The sequence below is a fragment of the Petrocella sp. genome, from assembly GCF_059865615.1.
The window spans coordinates 42,339-59,708 of record NZ_JCBCDA010000028.1; the positions used below are offsets into that span (position 1 = coordinate 42,339).

Annotated in this window: 15 protein-coding genes; 13 read left to right on the forward strand and 2 right to left on the reverse strand. The window is 36.3% G+C overall.

The window, feature by feature from the left end; genetic code table 11:
* Positions 1 to 257 precede the first annotated feature (257 nt).
* Complete coding sequence (locus AC6F8J_RS03045; protein ID WP_500720892.1) at positions 258 to 2,798, forward strand: EAL domain-containing protein; 2,541 nt, start codon at positions 258 to 260, stop codon at positions 2,796 to 2,798.
* Positions 2,799 to 2,900: 102 nt separating this feature from the next.
* Here AC6F8J_RS03045 and AC6F8J_RS03050 read toward each other — a convergent pair whose 3' ends face one another.
* Entirely contained in the window at positions 2,901 to 3,515 is a 615-nt protein-coding gene (locus AC6F8J_RS03050) for a YesL family protein (RefSeq protein ID WP_500720894.1), read from the reverse strand.
* Between the two features lie 172 nt (positions 3,516 to 3,687).
* On the opposite strand from AC6F8J_RS03050, the gene AC6F8J_RS03055 reads away from it, so the two are divergent.
* Positions 3,688 to 4,611, forward strand: coding sequence for a tetratricopeptide repeat protein (locus AC6F8J_RS03055; protein WP_500720896.1), 924 nt, complete (start codon positions 3,688 to 3,690; stop codon positions 4,609 to 4,611).
* On the opposite strand, the gene AC6F8J_RS03060 is transcribed toward AC6F8J_RS03055, so the two are convergent.
* The gene (locus AC6F8J_RS03060) at positions 4,606 to 5,895 is read right to left on the reverse strand and encodes a glutamate ligase domain-containing protein (protein ID WP_500720898.1); all 1,290 of its coding nucleotides are present in this window, start codon (positions 5,893 to 5,895) and stop codon (positions 4,606 to 4,608) included. The genes AC6F8J_RS03055 and AC6F8J_RS03060 overlap by 6 nt on opposite strands.
* Before the next feature lie 183 nt (positions 5,896 to 6,078).
* Between AC6F8J_RS03060 and AC6F8J_RS03065 the strand changes: the two genes are divergently transcribed.
* From AC6F8J_RS03065 to truA, 11 genes are all read left to right on the forward strand, one after another.
* Positions 6,079 to 6,480 carry a response regulator gene (locus AC6F8J_RS03065; protein ID WP_500720900.1) on the forward strand — a complete coding sequence of 134 codons (402 nt, stop codon included), beginning with the start codon at positions 6,079 to 6,081 and terminating at the stop codon, positions 6,478 to 6,480.
* 25 nt (positions 6,481 to 6,505) lie between these two features.
* Complete coding sequence (trxB, locus tag AC6F8J_RS03070) at positions 6,506 to 7,426, forward strand: thioredoxin-disulfide reductase (protein WP_500720902.1); 921 nt, start codon at positions 6,506 to 6,508, stop codon at positions 7,424 to 7,426.
* Between the two features lie 77 nt (positions 7,427 to 7,503).
* Positions 7,504 to 8,385, forward strand: coding sequence for a hypothetical protein (locus AC6F8J_RS03075; RefSeq protein ID WP_500720904.1), 882 nt, complete (start codon positions 7,504 to 7,506; stop codon positions 8,383 to 8,385).
* A 21-nt stretch (positions 8,386 to 8,406) separates the two neighbouring features.
* Entirely contained in the window at positions 8,407 to 8,532 is a 126-nt protein-coding gene (locus AC6F8J_RS03080; protein WP_500720906.1) for a hypothetical protein, read from the forward strand.
* Positions 8,533 to 8,553: 21 nt separating this feature from the next.
* Complete coding sequence (locus AC6F8J_RS03085) at positions 8,554 to 8,907, forward strand: PilZ domain-containing protein (RefSeq protein ID WP_500720907.1); 354 nt, start codon at positions 8,554 to 8,556, stop codon at positions 8,905 to 8,907.
* Between the two features lie 9 nt (positions 8,908 to 8,916).
* A complete protein-coding gene (locus AC6F8J_RS03090) occupies positions 8,917 to 9,957 on the forward strand; it encodes a substrate-binding domain-containing protein (protein ID WP_500720909.1) in 1,041 nt (346 codons plus the stop codon).
* 129 nt (positions 9,958 to 10,086) lie between these two features.
* Positions 10,087 to 10,239, forward strand: coding sequence for a hypothetical protein (locus AC6F8J_RS03095; RefSeq protein ID WP_500720911.1), 153 nt, complete (start codon positions 10,087 to 10,089; stop codon positions 10,237 to 10,239).
* A 175-nt stretch (positions 10,240 to 10,414) separates the two neighbouring features.
* The gene (locus tag AC6F8J_RS03100) at positions 10,415 to 12,715 is read left to right on the forward strand and encodes a beta-galactosidase small subunit-related protein (protein WP_500720912.1); all 2,301 of its coding nucleotides are present in this window, start codon (positions 10,415 to 10,417) and stop codon (positions 12,713 to 12,715) included.
* Between the two features lie 56 nt (positions 12,716 to 12,771).
* The gene (locus AC6F8J_RS03105) at positions 12,772 to 14,535 is read left to right on the forward strand and encodes an ABC transporter transmembrane domain-containing protein (RefSeq protein WP_500720914.1); all 1,764 of its coding nucleotides are present in this window, start codon (positions 12,772 to 12,774) and stop codon (positions 14,533 to 14,535) included.
* 8 nt (positions 14,536 to 14,543) lie between these two features.
* A complete protein-coding gene (locus AC6F8J_RS03110) occupies positions 14,544 to 16,604 on the forward strand; it encodes an ABC transporter transmembrane domain-containing protein (RefSeq protein ID WP_500720916.1) in 2,061 nt (686 codons plus the stop codon).
* Positions 16,605 to 16,617: 13 nt separating this feature from the next.
* Positions 16,618 to 17,361, forward strand: a complete 744-nt coding sequence (truA, locus tag AC6F8J_RS03115; RefSeq protein ID WP_500720918.1) for a tRNA pseudouridine(38-40) synthase TruA — start codon at positions 16,618 to 16,620, stop codon at positions 17,359 to 17,361.
* Positions 17,362 to 17,370 lie beyond the last annotated feature (9 nt).

The window sequence follows — 17,370 nt, forward strand, 5'->3', positions numbered from 1 at the left end:
GGAAATAGGACTTAAGAGCGTTGCATTTGCATCGTAATGCAGATGGAATTGTCCAAATGGGTTAATAGGATGTAAAAATAAAAATTTGAGACAATGAAGTTAAGATTGTGGTATAATAGTATTGTAATATAATTTTATTTAAGTGACATTTTGATGAAAGCATGCGCATAAAAACAGAGTTGTTTTTATATCATGTTTTTTTATATATTAAAGAGTAACATTAACTAAATTGTGGAGGATGGAATGGAGGTGAAACAATGATTAATGTACATCATAAAGCGATATTGTGTGTGGGGAAATCTATAGATCAGCTTTTAAGTTTGGAGAAACTATTGAGTCTGAATTTTGGACAGGAGTACGTTATTGAAATGGCTGAGAACTCTGGCGAAGCTATGGATATTATAAGGACATTTTTTGACATTAATATAGAGACAAGTGTGCTCATTACAGATTACATGGTGGGCGATATGAATGGTCTTGAATTGATACATACAGTTAAACGAAAGTACCAAGGTATTAAGATGATTCTAATGGCAAATAAAATGGACATTGACTTTGCTCAAAGAATCATCAATCATAGCGATGTTTATAATATTATAAAGAAACCCTGGGATGACGACAGCCTTGTTCAATTGGTAAAAGATGCATGTCATCAATACGATACGGACATGGAATTAAGTGGCCTTATGAGCCGATTAAGAGTGTCTGAGCAGCAAAAGAGTCTGATTTTGGAAAGTATTTCTGAATCCATCATCTATGTTAACTTAGATTATGAAATACAATGGAAAAATAGTATTGCAGATCGGGATTTACTTATATGGAAGGCGTCCGGCCTTTGCTATAGAGAGATATACGGGCTTAAAGAAAGCTGTCCGGATTGCCCCATGGACCAAGTATTGACAACAAAAAAACCTTATAAATTTGAACGGAAATTCGAAGATGACACTTATAAACTCATACGCTATTTTCCAGTATTTGATCAAGTGAATCAACCGATTGGCATGGTTTTGACACTACTGGATATTACAGAGCAAAAAAGAGCGGAGGGTATGAGTGCCTCATTGCTTGAGATGTCAAAACATATTAATGTATCAGAATCTGTTATAGAGATGTATAAAAAGGCGCATATGTATCTAAAAAGGTATTTTGAGCTAAGACTGATGTGTATTGCCGGTGAGGACTTCGACGCCTCTTATATTGAGTTCTATGGTGAAGGCGAAAAAAGCTTTGATCAGAAACAAATTGAAACACTTTTAAAATCTTTGAGAAACATCATAAAAAAGAATTTTAATGAAGATTACATTATTATGAATAACAATATAGGTACAGTAGTGGCATATCCGATGAATGACAAAATAATGCTTGTTGTGATCAAACAATGGATTGAAACCAATGAAGTTGCCCTAAAATATATTAATACGATAGCGGAACAAGTCAAAAGTGGGATTACTAAAATCAATAATACCAAAAAAATCATGTATCAAGCTAAACATGATTCCAATACAGGCTTGTATAATAGAGAATACTTCATCGAACAGCTTAAGGGTAGATTAAACAACCAAAGAGAGATTATGAATCCGCAAAATCGTTCGATTGCTGTAATTGACTTAAACTATTTCAAAGAAGTTAATGACAATTATAGCCATGTCGTTGGGGATGATGTATTAAGAGAAATTGGTCACAGACTACAAAACTCAGTTAGAGACGGAGATGTTGTCGCTAGAATGGGTGGAGATGAGTTTGCCATACTTTTCCTTAACCACGACCGTAGAGAAATCGTGAAATTGATAAAGCGCCTTCAAAAAGAAATTGCCATGCCTATTAGGGTGGATGATTTAAGTATAAGCGTGAGCTCAAGCATCGGAATTGTAGACAATGTATCCAAATATAATGACTATAATATACTACTTAAAGAAGCAGACCAAGCGATGTATGAAGCAAAAAAAGATAAGAGTGGTAGCGGGCGGTACATCTTCTATGAAAAATCTATTCAGAAGAAGGTTGAACGTCATAATAATATTGAGTTATCTCTTAGAACGGCGGATTTTGATGATGAAATGGATCTTCTATATCAACCGATTATAGACCTTAAGAGTATTAGAATTATTGGATTTGAAGGGTTTTTGAGATGGCGTTCTTTAAACGGTTTTAAGTATTCACCCAAAGAATTCATACCTATCGCAGACGAAAGTGACGAGATTTTAGAGATTGGACATATGGTTATGAAGCTGGCATTAAAAGCTGTTAAACGTATAAAAGAGGAAACCGGACAAGGTTGCTTTATCTCTGTAAATCTAACAAGCAAGGAATTGATGAATGAAAAACATATTGATGGTCTTAAGAAGTCTATCGTTGAAAACGGCATCCATTCCAATGAAATTCAAATTGATATAACGGATCGTTTTAAAAATAATCAAATTGGCCTAATTTCAAAAAATATTAATGAACTTAAAGACTTTGGTGTTCATGTTAACTTAGATGACTTTGGAACGGGTTATGCGTCTCTGGCTATATTAAATAAAATGGATATAAATGAAATTAAGATTGATGCATCATATATACGTAAAATCAGATTTGAACCAGAGGCATATAAAATGGTCAAAACCATGATTAACTTAGCAAAAAGTATGGAAATATCCGTAACGGCCGAAGGTGTGGAGAAGAAAGAAGAATTAGATTTACTATGTGAGCTGGGTTGTGATTATGCTCAGGGCTATTACTTCTCAAAACCGGTAACTTTAGATGAAGCCATCGAACTTAGAAGAGAATCCATAAGCCTATATGGCATAAGAAGTTAAGGCCAATAAGAATCCCCATGGATCTAAGAATTGTACCCATTAGTTGGAAGAATAACCAGCTTAAGAAGTGCAGCTCATAGCTTGTTGTGGGGATTTTTAATATTATATCAGCTTATTAAGATGATACTTAGACAAGACGCCTTTGTGAATAACATTCGCCATAAGCCAATAAGCAGGTGCAACTAAAAAAAAGAGTGTGAGCATAGAAAAAGCAGTGGCAAAGATAAGGGCAATTATAGTGATGACACATATCAAAGAAGCTAAGAGATGTTTGTTGGCCAGTAAAAAACCATATTTCATAAGTTGTTTTAAGGTCATATGGGTCTCGCCGAGTAAAGCATATGAATAAGTCATGGTAATCATGATTTCAAAAAGTATGAACAAATAGATGGGTAGGAGAATGATGATGTCGATATAACCGCTCCATACACTCCAAATATTGAGCAAGGCCAGACCGTATAATAAAAATGTCATCAAAGTCAATCCGAGGCTTCGGATTATTTTCTTTTGAAATACTGAAAAATAAGTCTTCAGCGTGTAGCCTTCTTCCAGAATAATAACATGATAGATGCCGTGAAAGAGTCCGGCGCATGCAAGCGGAAAAAGAAATCCAAAAGATAGGACACTCGTAAAGAGCCATAAAAAATTAAGTAAAACCATATCAAAAACCATCGTACCATATTTGTGAAAGGGGCTATCTAAGGAAAAAAAGTTCATAGACGATCTCCTTTTTTCTCGTGAATACAGTTATAAGTTACACTTAATCATTATAACAGCATTGTCTAATGATTGTAAGGAAAAATAATCAAACGCTTAAGAAAAAATGTGATAGAATAAAACCTAGTGATACTATAGAAATAGTTTTGAAGAATATTAAATGAGGACGAAAATGAAAGAATACCATAGAGACAATATGATTCTCATTGCAAGACAACATTATGATAAAGGTGAACTTCTTAAAGCGAAGAGCTTATACGAAAAAGCATTAAGTGCAGGCATTAGAGATACAGAATGGATGTTGGAGTTAGCACTTCTTTACGATGAACTAGAGGCCAACGATCAGGCTATGGATATATATGAAAAAGTCATTGCTCTTGATCCACAAGAAGCAGTAGCATATTATGGCATAGCCATATTGTACGACCACTTAGATGATTTTGATAAGGCAATCCCTTATTATGAAAAAGCCATATCTTATGACCCGACTTTTTTAAGAGCGCATTTTTTCTTGGCTTACGCATATGACCAAATCGGAAAAAGTGAACTGGCCATTCGCCATTACCAGAAAGCACTGGAAATTGACGATAACGATTTTTGGAGTCTGGTTAATCTCAGTGCCCTTTATGAAGAAGAAGGTAAGTATGTGTTGGCGGAAGAACTCATTAATAAGGCAGCATTAATAGAAGCGGATCATTATATGGTACTCTTTAATAAAGGCGTTTTGGCCATGCGTAGACATCAGAATAAGGTGGCTATGGACTATTTTAACAAGACCATTGTCGAAGAAGCTTCATATGGATATGCCTATTTAAATAAAGGGGTTATTTTAAGGGATATGGGCATGTTGGAGGAAGCGATTAAAGTCTTTAGTGTAGGTATGAGGCATTGCGAAGATGGTGTGTACTTGGCTTATAATAGAGCTTGTTGCTATTTAAAACAAAATAATACAACAGCTTGTGAAAATGAGCTGTTAAAAATACTCTCGGAATATCCTGAGATGTCAACTTATATATCGGAAGATAAGGAATTAGAGCATCTAATAAAAAAATCACCCCGAATCAAGACGGTACTGAAAAAGAACGAACAGTTATAGATTTTTTTCTAACCAGGCTTTAGCAGGATAGGCCAAATATAAAGAACCAGTAATGAGAAGAATACTATCTTGATTCAATAAACTTAGACCTTTTTCAATAGCTTTTTCGAAAGAATCAATCCATTCTAGATTTGAATTCTGGGGTAAATCTAAGTCATCTAAGGTCATAGCACGGGGACTAAGTGGTGAAGTCATAATTACTTTCTGGCTAAAAGCGTCGACTAGGTTCAACATGGCTTTATAATCTTTATCTTTAAGTATGCCAATTATAGTAATTATAGTTTTGTGCTTACAGTAAGTTTCTAAGATTTCTTTTACAGCCAATAGACCTTGAGGATTATGACCACCGTCTAATAAGATCATGGGGCGATAGGAAATCCATTCATTACGACAAGTCCAATGCGTGTTAGCAATACCGGATTTTACCGCTGCATCTGGTACGGACCATTTTTTTTTGAGTTCATGGATGGCCAGTAGAGCTGTTGCAATATTAATTTCCTGATGTTTGCCAATCATAGCGGTTGATAGACCCTTATATGCATAAAAAGGCGTTTGGATATTAAACAACTTTTTCTTGATACTGTTAAAAAGCAGAGACACTTGTATGAGACTTTCATCTAACAGGTATAGATAGGTATCCACTTCCTTAACTTTTTGGGTAACTTCTATTACAACTTCTATCGGATTAGGCGCCATGATAACGGGGGCATCAGCTTTGATAATCCCGGCTTTATGGGCAGCAATTGCCCCAAGAGAAGAACCAAGATACGCTTCATGATCATAAGAAATTGGGGTGATGATGGTCATCAATGGTTTATCAAAGACATTGGTAGCGTCATACGTACCACCCATGCCGACTTCAATTATGATGAAATCATGTTTTTTATGACTAAAATGAACAAGAGCAATGGCAACAAGACATTCAAATAGGGTAGGATGGTTAAGGTGATCGTCTACCATACAGTTACAGGCTTGAAGTACCATATCCGTACTTTTGGCAAAATCAGACTCTGAGATGAAACCTTCATAATCCTCAATAAGTTCTTTGTAATCCAGTATATGGGGTGATAGAAAAGTACCAACCCTATAGCCGGAATAGGTTAAAATATTTTGGAGATACTTTGCTGTAGAACCTTTTCCATTCGTCCCGGCAATATGAATGACAGGTAAAGTGTTTTGAGGTGAACCCAAATAAGTCATAAGATGAAGACTGTTATTATGATCAGGACGATATTGGGCAACTTCTATATTTTTCAGGGCTTTTAAACTCTCTTGATAGGTCATGACATTCTCCTTTTGAAATAGTAGCGTTATAGCTTTGACGCCTTAACCATTTTATCATATACAAAAAAAAGCTAAAACACAATATCTACATTGATTTCCCCTAATTGACTTGGTATAATTTAACTGGAATGTATCGACGTGGATTTGAGAGATATGGGGTTGGGAATTTACGAGGTAAAAAGAATGTCAAATGATTTTAATCAGTTTGAAGTGGATTATACCAAGAAAACGATTCTCATTGTAGATGATGAAGTGGTAATCTTAAATCTACTAAAAGATATTTTGGATATGCTAGGCTACAATGTAGTCTTATGTAGATCTCCTGAAGAGGCTTTAGAAGTTTTTAGCCATTACCGAAAAAGTATTGACCTCATCATTATGGACATGATGATGCCAGGGATGAATGGCTTAGAGCTGTATCGTAAAATCTGTCAAGTGGGTAGCAATAATAAGGTCATCTTGCTATCAGGGTATAGTATGGTGCAAGTAACTGCACAGCTTCTACGTGAAGGTGTGGTTGGGTTTATGCAAAAACCTGTAACTATTAAAAAATTGGAAGAAGCCATTCAGAAAGCTTTAAGCTAAATAAATGGTTATTGGAGGTAAATAAATGAAAAACGTATTAGATTTAATTATTATTGGTGCCGGACCGGCTGGTATTACAGCAGCGATTTATGCCAGTCGAGCAAAACTGTCTTTTGTAATTTTAGAAAAAGCTTTTACTGGTGGTCAGATTGTTAACACATATGAAATAGAGAATTATCCGGGTATTAAAGCGACTTCGGGTTTTGAGCTTAGCAATATGTTCAGGGAGCATGCTGAAACATTAGAGGTTGAGTTCATAAGTGAAGAAGTTTCAGAAGTGATTACAGAGGGTCCAATAAAAAAAGTCATAACCAATGACGGCAGTTATGAGGCAAGAACCATTATTATGGCCACAGGTGCATCTTGGAAAAAGCTTGGTGCCAAAGGTGAAGACGAATTCTCAGGTATGGGTGTTTCTTATTGTGCGACTTGTGATGGCGCCTTTTATAGAGACAAAGTGACTGCAGTCGTGGGCGGAGGCGACGTGGCGGTTGAGGATGCCATATATTTATCCAGACTATGTAAGAAGGTCTATTTAATTCACAGAAGAGATGAGCTTAGAGCGGTTAAGGTATTACAAGAACATCTCTTCAAAATAGAGAACATCGAAATAATATGGGATAGTGAAGTCGATGAAATCATCGGTGAGGAAACGGTAGAAAAAATTCATGTCAGCAACAGGTTGACCGATGAAAAACAGTTAATTGAAGTCAGTGGTGTCTTTATCGCCGTTGGAAGTGATCCTAATTCAGGACTAGTAACAAATCAGGTTGAAACAGACCAAAAAGGTTGGATTAAGACCAATGAAGATTGTGCAACAAGTGTACCGGGCGTATTTGCTGCCGGCGACTTAAGAGTTAAAAGTTTACGCCAGGTTATAACCGCAGCATCAGATGGGGCAATATCCGTTTACGCAGCTGAGCGTTACTTAGTAACGAACGGCTAAGTGTCCTATATGATAAGGTAAGATACTTAATAAATCACCTAGATTTGCCGATAAATAAGTATTGAGAGGTGATTTTTGTGAAGAAAAAAGTACTGATTCATGTTTATACCATACAGGTAAAAAACGATATATTAAGTATCTTAGTCAATAATGGCCATGATTTTTTAGAGGTTTTTAATAAAAGTGAATTAAACTTCAAATATAACTTAATCAAGGATCAGATTGACCTTTATATTCAAGAGTTAGATGAAAATAATTATGAAGAATCTTTAGACCAGATTCGTCGTATCGACATGGAAAAAGTGCGTACTATTGTTTTAATCCACAAGTATTCCAAACATGTCATAGATGATGCCTTGGCACTTAAGGTTAAAGATATCATTGTTTTACCGATGGAGCGAACCCATTTATCCAAAAAGATTCTGTCTTTCTTTGACATACAGAAGTCTTCACCTCTCATGCCATCGAATCAAGATAAAGTTCAGATTCAAAATTATATGGAAATAGATATAGACAAGATCAGGGATGAAATCAATAGAGCCATGCGTGGCAAATATCCTCTCTCTTTTGTATTAGTAGAATACCATAGTTTAGATCAAGCACAGTGGATTCTGTTTAAAAGCACCTTAAATCAATTGCTTAGGACCACGGATATCGTGATGTATTTTGAAGCTAATAATATTTTGCTAATATGTCCATTTACACTCAAAAACTTTCTTGTAGAAGTTGAGAATAAAGTTAGGAAAGCCTATGACCAAATTAAAGAAGAAGTTTCATCAAGAAGTGCACTGTTTTTATACGGCGTAACATTTCCGGAGGATGGCAATGCGTGGGAAGCCTTATACAATGAAATGAAAGACGGCATTCACGATAGCAAAGTTATTAGTAAGTTTGAAGGCACTTTAAAGCAAATCAACCCAAATACGATTCGGACACAGCTTAAAAAAGATTATGAATAATAGGAAGAGAGCGTATTTACTATGAGCCAGATATTTCCGGACAATCAAGGTATGTATGACGAAATGGTTGGACTGTTTGAGGAAGAGAAGTTTAGAAGTGCCATTAAGGTAGGTAAAGAACTTCTCGAAAGAGCAAGAGATACGTAGCAGATAAAGAGGAGAAGTGAAATGGAAGAGAGAAGAAAAAATAAACGTTTGCCGATTAGACTTGAGTTAGCCATTAACGAATTATTTAGACAAGATCATGAAATCATACCAAGGGTCAATAAAGAAATACATGTTGTGAACATATCTAGGACAGGTATAGGATTTGAATGTGAATCTGAACTGCCTTTAGGTTATTATTTTGATGCCAGAATTGATTTTGACAGTCAGAATTATTTTTATTGTGTCGTCAAGATTGTGCGAAAAGTCGATTATGATGGAAGCATCCTATATGGTTGTGAGTTTGTTGGTCTTGCAGAATTTTTATCCCAGAAAGTGGATGAGTATCAAGCCACAGTTGAAGAGCATTTAGAGTAACCAACAAAAATGATGAAGTTAGGAAGTGTCGAAATGGATGTAACCATAAAACATGTAGCAAAAAAAGCAGGGGTATCACCATCCACAGTTTCAAGAGTGATAGCAGATAGTCCCAAAATTAGTGCGGCTACTAAGAAGCGTGTTTTTGAAACGATGAAAGAGATGAATTATCAACCGAATATTATTGCAAGAAGCTTAGCCAATAGAGTAACCTACACACTTGGTCTCATTTTACCAAGCAAGGATGAAGCAGTTTTTGAGAATCCATTTTTTATGCAAGTGATGCGCGGCCTTAGTGTCTATGCCAAGCAAAAAGGTTATTATATTATGTACAATTATTGTAGAAGTGAAGAAGAAGAAGTAGAAACTATCAAACATTACATGGACAGCAAATGGGTAGATGGTATTATTCTGACTTCAACAAGAATCAAGGATAAAAGTGTGGAACTACTCATGAAGAGAAACCAGCCTTTTGTTGTTATTGGAAGACCGGAAGCACAAAGGGATAAGGTATTATGGGTTGATAATGATAATGTAATGGCCATGGAAAACATTGTAAACCGCTTAATTAAGCAGGGTCATAGAAAGATTGCTTATATCGGTGGTGAGCAACAATTTACAGTTTACCGACATCGCCTTAGAGGTTACCGCCAAGCACTTGAGCAAAATGGAATAGAATGGGATGATAGACTCGTAATTGAAAGTGAGCCAACAGAACAAAAGGCTTATGAAGCGATGAAGCAGATGCTTAAAGTCATAAGTCCTGATGCCATAGTGGGAACGGATGATATGGTTGCTTATGGTGCATACAAGGCAACTATTGAAGCCGGTGTTCTTGGCATTGCGTTTGCCGGGTTCAACAATACCCCTTTATCCATATTTAATAGTCCAACCATATCAACAGTGGATATCAATGCCGAGAAACTAGGCCACTATGCAGCTCTAGTGCTTATCGATCAATTAGAAAAAAACACATCTATGGAAAGAAACATCATAGTTGAAGCAAATTATATAGAAAGAGAATCAACGTTGGCTTATGTTAGAAACTAAAAAGTAAATCATAGACACAAGACGGTCATACTTTAATGATATGGTTAAAGGGTCAAAACTAAGTTCAACTATATAATTTTGACGCCTTAAGCATGTTATAATTATGTTTATAGAGAAGGAGTGATTGTTATGGAGAAAAAGACAGAAGAGGAACTAAAAAAATTAATAGAAGAGAAAAAAAAACGAGGTCATCAAGATAGCCATTTGCGACCTGAGAAGAAGTCGGGTAAGGAACATGAAGCCTTTGATTCAAAAAAACACGGTGGACCAATTGCTAAATAGAAAAAACAGGCTATTTCGTCAAGGTGTGAAGACCTTTGAAGAAATAGCTTTTCTTTTGTCTTGAGCTATGCAGATTTTTTCTCCATAGGCAAAGATGTCTTCATAAGGTATAATGAGGGAACGGGATAAAAAGGATTTATTGATGGAAGATCTATGCGTATTGGAGGTAATTGAAATGGCTTTAATAAAGAAAAAGACCGGTGATAGGGACATGGATAAAGAATATGAAGGTCGTTTTAAGATGAAGGTTTATGATACAATTTCGGATTGGAAACAACATATTCAATCAGATAGGCCCCTTAATCCTATGACCCATATAGAGGATCTATATTTAAGGTGTGATTTTAGCCAGGATTATATAAGGTCTATTATGAAAGTTAACTTTCGAGTTCGCAATCTATTAGATGAAAAGATTCCGGTGAAAATAAAATTGTTTCTTCATGAAGATGTAGATCAAGAGTCTATAGGTGCGATGGATACAAGGATGGTTGTCCAAGGTAGAAGGACAAGCAAAGGTTATTTTGAAGTGCCAATAAGTACCATCAAATTGTGGTCTGATCAAGAACCCTACTTATATGATGTCCTTGTGATCATGACGGACCACTTTGATGAGATACTTCAAATTGTAGGCCTCCAATACGGTTTTAGAGAAATAAAAACCAGCGGCGCACAAATATTAATGAATAATAAGCCCTTGTTGTTAAAAGGCATCAACTATCATAAGGATTTGAAAAAGGCCAGTTATCCAGAGATGTATAAAAAAGACCTAATGCTTTTAAAACAATATAATATGAATGCCCTTATAATTGACAGTGACAATGTAGATGATGTTTTTTATGAGTGTTGTAACCAATTGGGTTTTTATGTTGTGACTGAAATCAATAGTATTAATAAAAATATAGAGGGTATTATTACAAAAGCGGTTTCTGTTATAGGTAATGCGAGGAATCATCCCTGCAGTATTATGTGGTCATTAAAAAGCACGCTTAATAAAAATGAAAATCTAGCGGTTAAAAAAGTAATAATGTCATTAGACGATCGACGCTCTTGTATGATTCAAGGTGACGAAGCGTTTCACATTAGTGATGTATTTGTAATGGAGATGCTGCATGAAAAAACAATAGAAAGAATTGGAAAAGGTCTTGATATTCGAGGTGATATGCTCCTGTTAAAAGACCGTCGTTTTTCGAAAGGGATGGATGAATATACAGCAATGGCCTATAAGAAAAAACCTGCTGTTCTATATACAAACAGGCAAACGGCCAATGAGGAACTTATTAATTTAAGGCCGGTGATGGAGAGCATGCATGTTCATACCAGATGGCATGGTGGCTTTATAGGTAGTTTCATGAATTATTTTTCACATCAAAGTCACTTTGGGGAGGGGAACTTTGAAGTTCGGCCATTAGCATATGAAATAAAAAAAGCATTTGAAGCCTATCACATCAGCTTCGATTCACAGACAGCTTTTTACAGCATTAAGAACCTTAACTTATTGGCAGAAGAAATAGAAGTGCGCATCACCATCCAAGAAGATGGTACGCCGATTAAGATGGAAGGCTTTGATTCGGCGAGCATAAAACCAGGTGAGGTAATATCAGGTGTTATAAAATCATGGTTGCAATTAAATAATGAGAGCGTTTTGTACCATATTATTTTTGAGGTCCTACTTACAAAAGATTTGTGGTGGGCTAAAAAAGGACATATACTTGCCAGTCAACAGTTTGAGAAGGAAGGCTACAACCCTATTATTTTCATACCCAAATCGAATATCGACTGTATGATAAACGAATCCAGTCAAATCATCAAGGTGGTTGGTGAAAAAGTATGTTATGAATTCGATAAAAAGACAGGTCACATCACACAAATCAAAGTGGATAACAAAGAATTACTAAAACAGCCTATTCGACCTATTTTGAGAAGTCTATCAGACACTGAGTCTAATGCAATCAAAGATGATGTACAAAGACAAGTTAAGGCATACAAAATAGAGAAAAAAGGTTCTCAAGTTGATCTTCATTTTGAAATAAGTATTAAGACGGTAAAAACCTTATTACAGATTAAATATGAGATCTTTTCAACGGGTGAACTCAACATTTATTATGAAGGTAAGGCAAATGATTATTCAGATAGACTTGGCTCTATGATAACTTTAAGGGGTGAAAAAAATCAGGTCAACTGGTTTGGTAAAGGTCCTCATCCAGCCTGTTTTGAACGAATGACAAGTACTCAAATGGGTCTATATCAAATGGATTTACTGGAGCTTAGTTATGAGGAAGATGGACACTTAAAGTGTCATACATATCAGGATGTTCGGTGGATGACCTTGATGGGGACGGATGGAGAAGGCGTTATGGTAGAGAGCATGGATAAAAACGGATTTGATGCCGATTTTACGGCTCAAGACAAAGGAAGCACAGCCCTTCTTATCAATCATACTTGTAGTTACCGGTTTTTATTTATGGAAGCGCTATAGCCTCGATTAAATCAGGAATCAACAATAGGTAATGACAGAAAAATATGGAGGCAATTATGGATCCAGTAATCAACAAAGGCCAAAGACTGATTGGCTATATGAAACAATATATGGGTCACTATATCCTAGGTGTACTCGCCGTAATATTAGTAGATGTTATACAGTTGAATATTCCGGTGATTACCGGGAACATTACCAATGACCTTCAATATGGTGCTCTTACAATGGCTTTACTCATGAGAGAACTTGTTAAGTTGCTAATAATCGGTATTATTATTACGCTCGGACGTTTCGCTTGGCGCTACTATATATTTGGTACTTCCAGACATATTGAAAAAAACATGAGAAGAGACTATTTTATTAAATTAGAGTCCTTATCCACTGATTTTTTTAATGAACACAAAACAGGTGACTTAATGGCCTATGCCACCAATGATCTAAATGCAATAAGGATGATGGTTGGACCCGGTGTTTTAATGGCTCTTGATGCGGTTATATTAACAGTATTGGTACTCTATAAGATGATTGAAACCATTAGCTTAAAGCTGACCTTAATAAGTATATTACCTCTACCGGTAATTGCTATTGGAAGTCTGATATTAGGTAAGTTCATACGAAAACGGTTTAAGGATAAACAAGAGGCTTTTGCACACCTATCCGATCTGGTTCAAGAAAACATATCCGGTATGCGTGTTATTAAGGCTTTTGTAAAAGAAACCTATGAAATATCTAAGTTCAATGTAGCGAATCAGCATAATTATGATAAGAATATGCATGTTGTAAAGCTGTTTGCAATAATGATGCCTTTGGTGACGCTCATTAGTGGTTTGTCAATTGCAATTGCCCTTGGATTTGGAGGTCGGATGACCATTCGAGGAGAAATAACTTTAGGTGATTTTGTAGCCTTTGTACAATATATATTGATTTTGGTATGGCCAATGATGGCTTTTGGCTGGTGCATTAATATAGTATCTCAAGGCATGGCTTCTCTAAGCCGTTACGAAGAAATTATGGCAACAAAGAGTACCGTGGTTGATAAAGAAGCATTAGTAGAGGTGGCGCATTTTAAGGGTAGCATTCAGATGCAAGACTTGACCTTTGCTTATAAAGCAGATGCTGAACCGGTTCTTAAGAACATAAGTCTTTCAATAGAAGCAGGACAATCGGTCGGTATTCTAGGACCTACCGGTAGTGGTAAGACCACCTTAGCCAACCTTCTCTTAAGGCTTTTTGATCCACCTGAGAACACGGTTTTTCTGGATGGTGTGGATGTACTTGATTTACCTCTTGAAAAGTTAAGAAAAAGCTTTGGTTATGTACCACAAGATAATTTTCTTTTTTCAGATACAATCATCAATAACATAGGCTTTGCAAAAGAGGTTATTCAAAAAGAAGCGGCAATGAACGTAGCAAAGGAAGCGTGCGTGCATGATAATATAGTAGAGTTTAAAGAGGGGTATGATACCATTGTTGGGGAACGCGGTGTCACGCTATCCGGAGGTCAAAAACAACGGATTTCCATTGCCAGAGCCTTACTTTGTGAAGCACCGGTTCTGATTTTGGATGATGCCGTATCAGCTGTGGATACAAAGACGGAAGAAGCCATATTGGATATGCTTAAACATCAAAGAGGCCATCAAACCCAGATTCTAATAGCACATCGTATATCTACGATACAACATGCGGACTTAATCATTGTTCTAGATGACGGTCATATTGTTGAACAAGGAAATCATGAAACGTTGATTAACAATAAAAGCCTCTACTATGAAATGGTCAAGCAACAACAGCTAGAGAAAGAAATCATAGAGGAAGGGTAGGTGGTAAAATGGACATAGAAGACAAAACCATAGAAAAAGGCTATGATGGCGCGTTATTAAAAAGACTGCTTAAATATGCCAAAAAGCATTATTTTGCCATAACGCTATCCATGATACTATTGGTGGTGGTGGTTGCTTTTGAATTGATTCGACCGATTATTATTGGTCAAGCCATTGATGAAGTAATCGTTAACTATCAAAAAATCTATAGCCAAGTATCCCCTGAAGAAGGTTCTGTAATAGCAGAAACAGGTTATATAGAAGATGAAGACAATAAGATGAAGGAAGCGTCAAAAGCCACAATTATATATGAAGAGGGTCGCTACTATCTGATTGATAATTTAACTTATGAAGAAGCTTTAAGAATAAGAGAAAAAAAAGGTAGCCTAGATCATAATGGCGCATTTGTAACGGATCAAGGTATAGTGTATAGCACTCAATTATTAACATCTGAAGAAATTGATCAATTAAGGTCTATGGACTATACAGAACTTTTTAAGTTAATGGTGTATTTTATTATTATTCTAATAGCAGGTTTGATTATCGCTTATTTTCAAACTATATTGCTTCATTACACAGGTCAAAAAATTATTTATGAAATCAGAGATGAGATTTTTGTTCATATTCAAGGGCGTTCTATTGAGTTTTTTAATCAGAATCCGGTTGGTAAACTGGTAACCCGTGTCACCAATGATACAGAGACTTTAAACGAAATGTATACCAGCGTCATTGTCAACTCAGTAAAAAGTGTCTTGACCCTAGTTGGAATATCCGTTATGATGGTAGTTCTGAACTGGCGACTTGCCCTTGCAGTTTTTCTTGTTTTACCCTTAGTGCTCGTATCGACACTTATTTTTAGAAAATACTCAAGAAAAGCATATCGAGATGTCAGGCGGCAGGTATCCATGGTGAATACTTTCTTATCGGAACATATATCCGGCATGAAAATCGTTCAGATTTTTGGTAAAGAAAAAGCCAAGCTAAAAGCCTTTGATGAAATAAATGACGGGTTGCTAAAAGCCAATATGAAAGAATTAATGGTATTTGGCGTTTATAGACCAAGCATGTATTTGATTTATGTATTGTCCTTAGCCATGGTGTTGGGTTATGGAGGATATCAGGTCTTGGAAGGTGTCTTAACCATTGGGGTTTTAGTCATCTATCTTCAGTACATATCCAACTTTTTTGATCCGATTCAACAACTGGCAGAACAATTTGGTATTCTTCAATCGGCCTTTGCAGCGGCAGAGAAAATATTCTCACTGCTGGATGATAATCAAAGTATTGATAATATTGATAATCCCAAAGTCATGGAATCGGTAAAAGGCCATATTGAGTTTAAGAATGTTTGGTTTGCCTATAAAGAGGATGAATATGTGTTAAAGGATATATCCTTCACAGTGAATCCGGGAGAAACAGTAGCATTTGTTGGAGCGACCGGTGCAGGGAAAACCTCTATACTCAATCTGCTTACCCGATACTACGACATACAACAAGGTGAAATACGACTGGATGGACACAACATTAAGACTTTGGATAAACATAATATAAGAAAACATGTGGGACAAATGCTACAGGACGTATTTCTCTTTACCGGAGATATTAAAGAAAACATACGTCTTGGTGAAACAAGTATAAGTGACACAGACGTGATGGCAGCAGCGAAATTCGTTAACGCTCATATTTTTATTGAAAAAATGCCAGGCAAGTATGATGAACATGTATTTGAAAGGGGGGCTACGCTTTCGGCAGGTCAAAGGCAGTTGTTGTCTTTTGCGAGAACGTTGGCCTATAAGCCATCGATTCTGCTACTTGATGAAGCAACCGCCAACATTGATACGGAGACAGAGGTATTGATACAAGATGCCCTCTTAAAGTTAATGGAAAACCGTACAACTCTTGTGGTAGCGCACCGATTGTCCACCATTCAACACGCAGACAAAATTGTTGTTTTACATAAAGGTCGAATTAAGGAAATAGGTAACCATCAAACGCTACTGAGCAAAAAAGGTCTATACTATAACTTGTATCAGTTACAATATCAGGAATTGGAAGAAAAATCTTCCTAAGAAAAGAGGTCACATGGCGTACAATTATAAAATGGTTATCGGTTATGACGGTGCCAAATACCAAGGCTGGCAAAAAAACAAGAATGCAAAGAATACTATTCAAAGTAAGTTAGAAAGTACCTTAAGTGAATACTTAGGCGAAGAAATTGTGGTAATTGGTTCAGGCAGAACGGATAAAGGTGTTCATGCCCTTGGACAAGTGGTGAACTTCATCACAAAGTCCAAGCAAAAACCGGGGAATCTAAAGTACAATTTGAACAAGGTCTTACCGGAAGATATTATCGTAAAGGAAGTATATAAAGTGGATGAGCATTTTAACTGCCGCTTTGCCGCGACAAGTAAAACCTATCGATATACATTATGGAAGGCCAATGCACAGACGATGCCACTCTTTGAACGTAAATATGTTTATAGATTGGAAGAGCAAGTCGATACAGATCTCATGCTGGTTGCAGCAAGCAAATTTTTAGGTGAACATGATTTCAAAGGATTCTGTAGTGATAAAACCAAGAAAACAACGACAAGAAAAGTCAATAGCATTGATATTATTGAAGATGAAGACCGTATCGAAATCATCATGAATGCCAGTGGTTTCTTATACAATATGGCCAGAATCATGGTTGGGACACTCATTGAGATTGGTCTTGGCCTTCGACATGATGACACCATTAACCAGGTCTTTGCCTCCAAAATCAGAAGTGAAGCAGGATACACCGCACCGGCACAAGGACTTTGCCTTATGGAAGTGGCATATTAGAGAACTCGA

Excerpts from the sequence above, each read along its gene's own strand:
- AC6F8J_RS03045 (WP_500720892.1), top strand. The coding sequence starts at position 258 with ATGATTAATGTACATCATAAAGCGATATTGTGTGTGGGGAAATCTATA.
- AC6F8J_RS03050 (WP_500720894.1), bottom strand. The coding sequence starts at position 3,515 with ATGAACTTTTTTTCCTTAGATAGCCCCTTTCACAAATATGGTACGATG.
- AC6F8J_RS03055 (WP_500720896.1), top strand. The coding sequence starts at position 3,688 with ATGAAAGAATACCATAGAGACAATATGATTCTCATTGCAAGACAACAT.
- AC6F8J_RS03060 (WP_500720898.1), bottom strand. The coding sequence starts at position 5,895 with ATGACCTATCAAGAGAGTTTAAAAGCCCTGAAAAATATAGAAGTTGCC.
- AC6F8J_RS03065 (WP_500720900.1), top strand. The coding sequence starts at position 6,079 with ATGTCAAATGATTTTAATCAGTTTGAAGTGGATTATACCAAGAAAACG.
- trxB (WP_500720902.1), top strand. The coding sequence starts at position 6,506 with ATGAAAAACGTATTAGATTTAATTATTATTGGTGCCGGACCGGCTGGT.
- AC6F8J_RS03080 (WP_500720906.1), top strand. The coding sequence starts at position 8,407 with ATGAGCCAGATATTTCCGGACAATCAAGGTATGTATGACGAAATGGTT.
- AC6F8J_RS03085 (WP_500720907.1), top strand. The coding sequence starts at position 8,554 with ATGGAAGAGAGAAGAAAAAATAAACGTTTGCCGATTAGACTTGAGTTA.
- AC6F8J_RS03090 (WP_500720909.1), top strand. The coding sequence starts at position 8,917 with ATGATGAAGTTAGGAAGTGTCGAAATGGATGTAACCATAAAACATGTA.
- AC6F8J_RS03095 (WP_500720911.1), top strand. The coding sequence starts at position 10,087 with ATGGAGAAAAAGACAGAAGAGGAACTAAAAAAATTAATAGAAGAGAAA.
- AC6F8J_RS03100 (WP_500720912.1), top strand. The coding sequence starts at position 10,415 with ATGGCTTTAATAAAGAAAAAGACCGGTGATAGGGACATGGATAAAGAA.
- AC6F8J_RS03105 (WP_500720914.1), top strand. The coding sequence starts at position 12,772 with ATGGATCCAGTAATCAACAAAGGCCAAAGACTGATTGGCTATATGAAA.
- AC6F8J_RS03110 (WP_500720916.1), top strand. The coding sequence starts at position 14,544 with ATGGACATAGAAGACAAAACCATAGAAAAAGGCTATGATGGCGCGTTA.
- truA (WP_500720918.1), top strand. The coding sequence starts at position 16,618 with ATGGCGTACAATTATAAAATGGTTATCGGTTATGACGGTGCCAAATAC.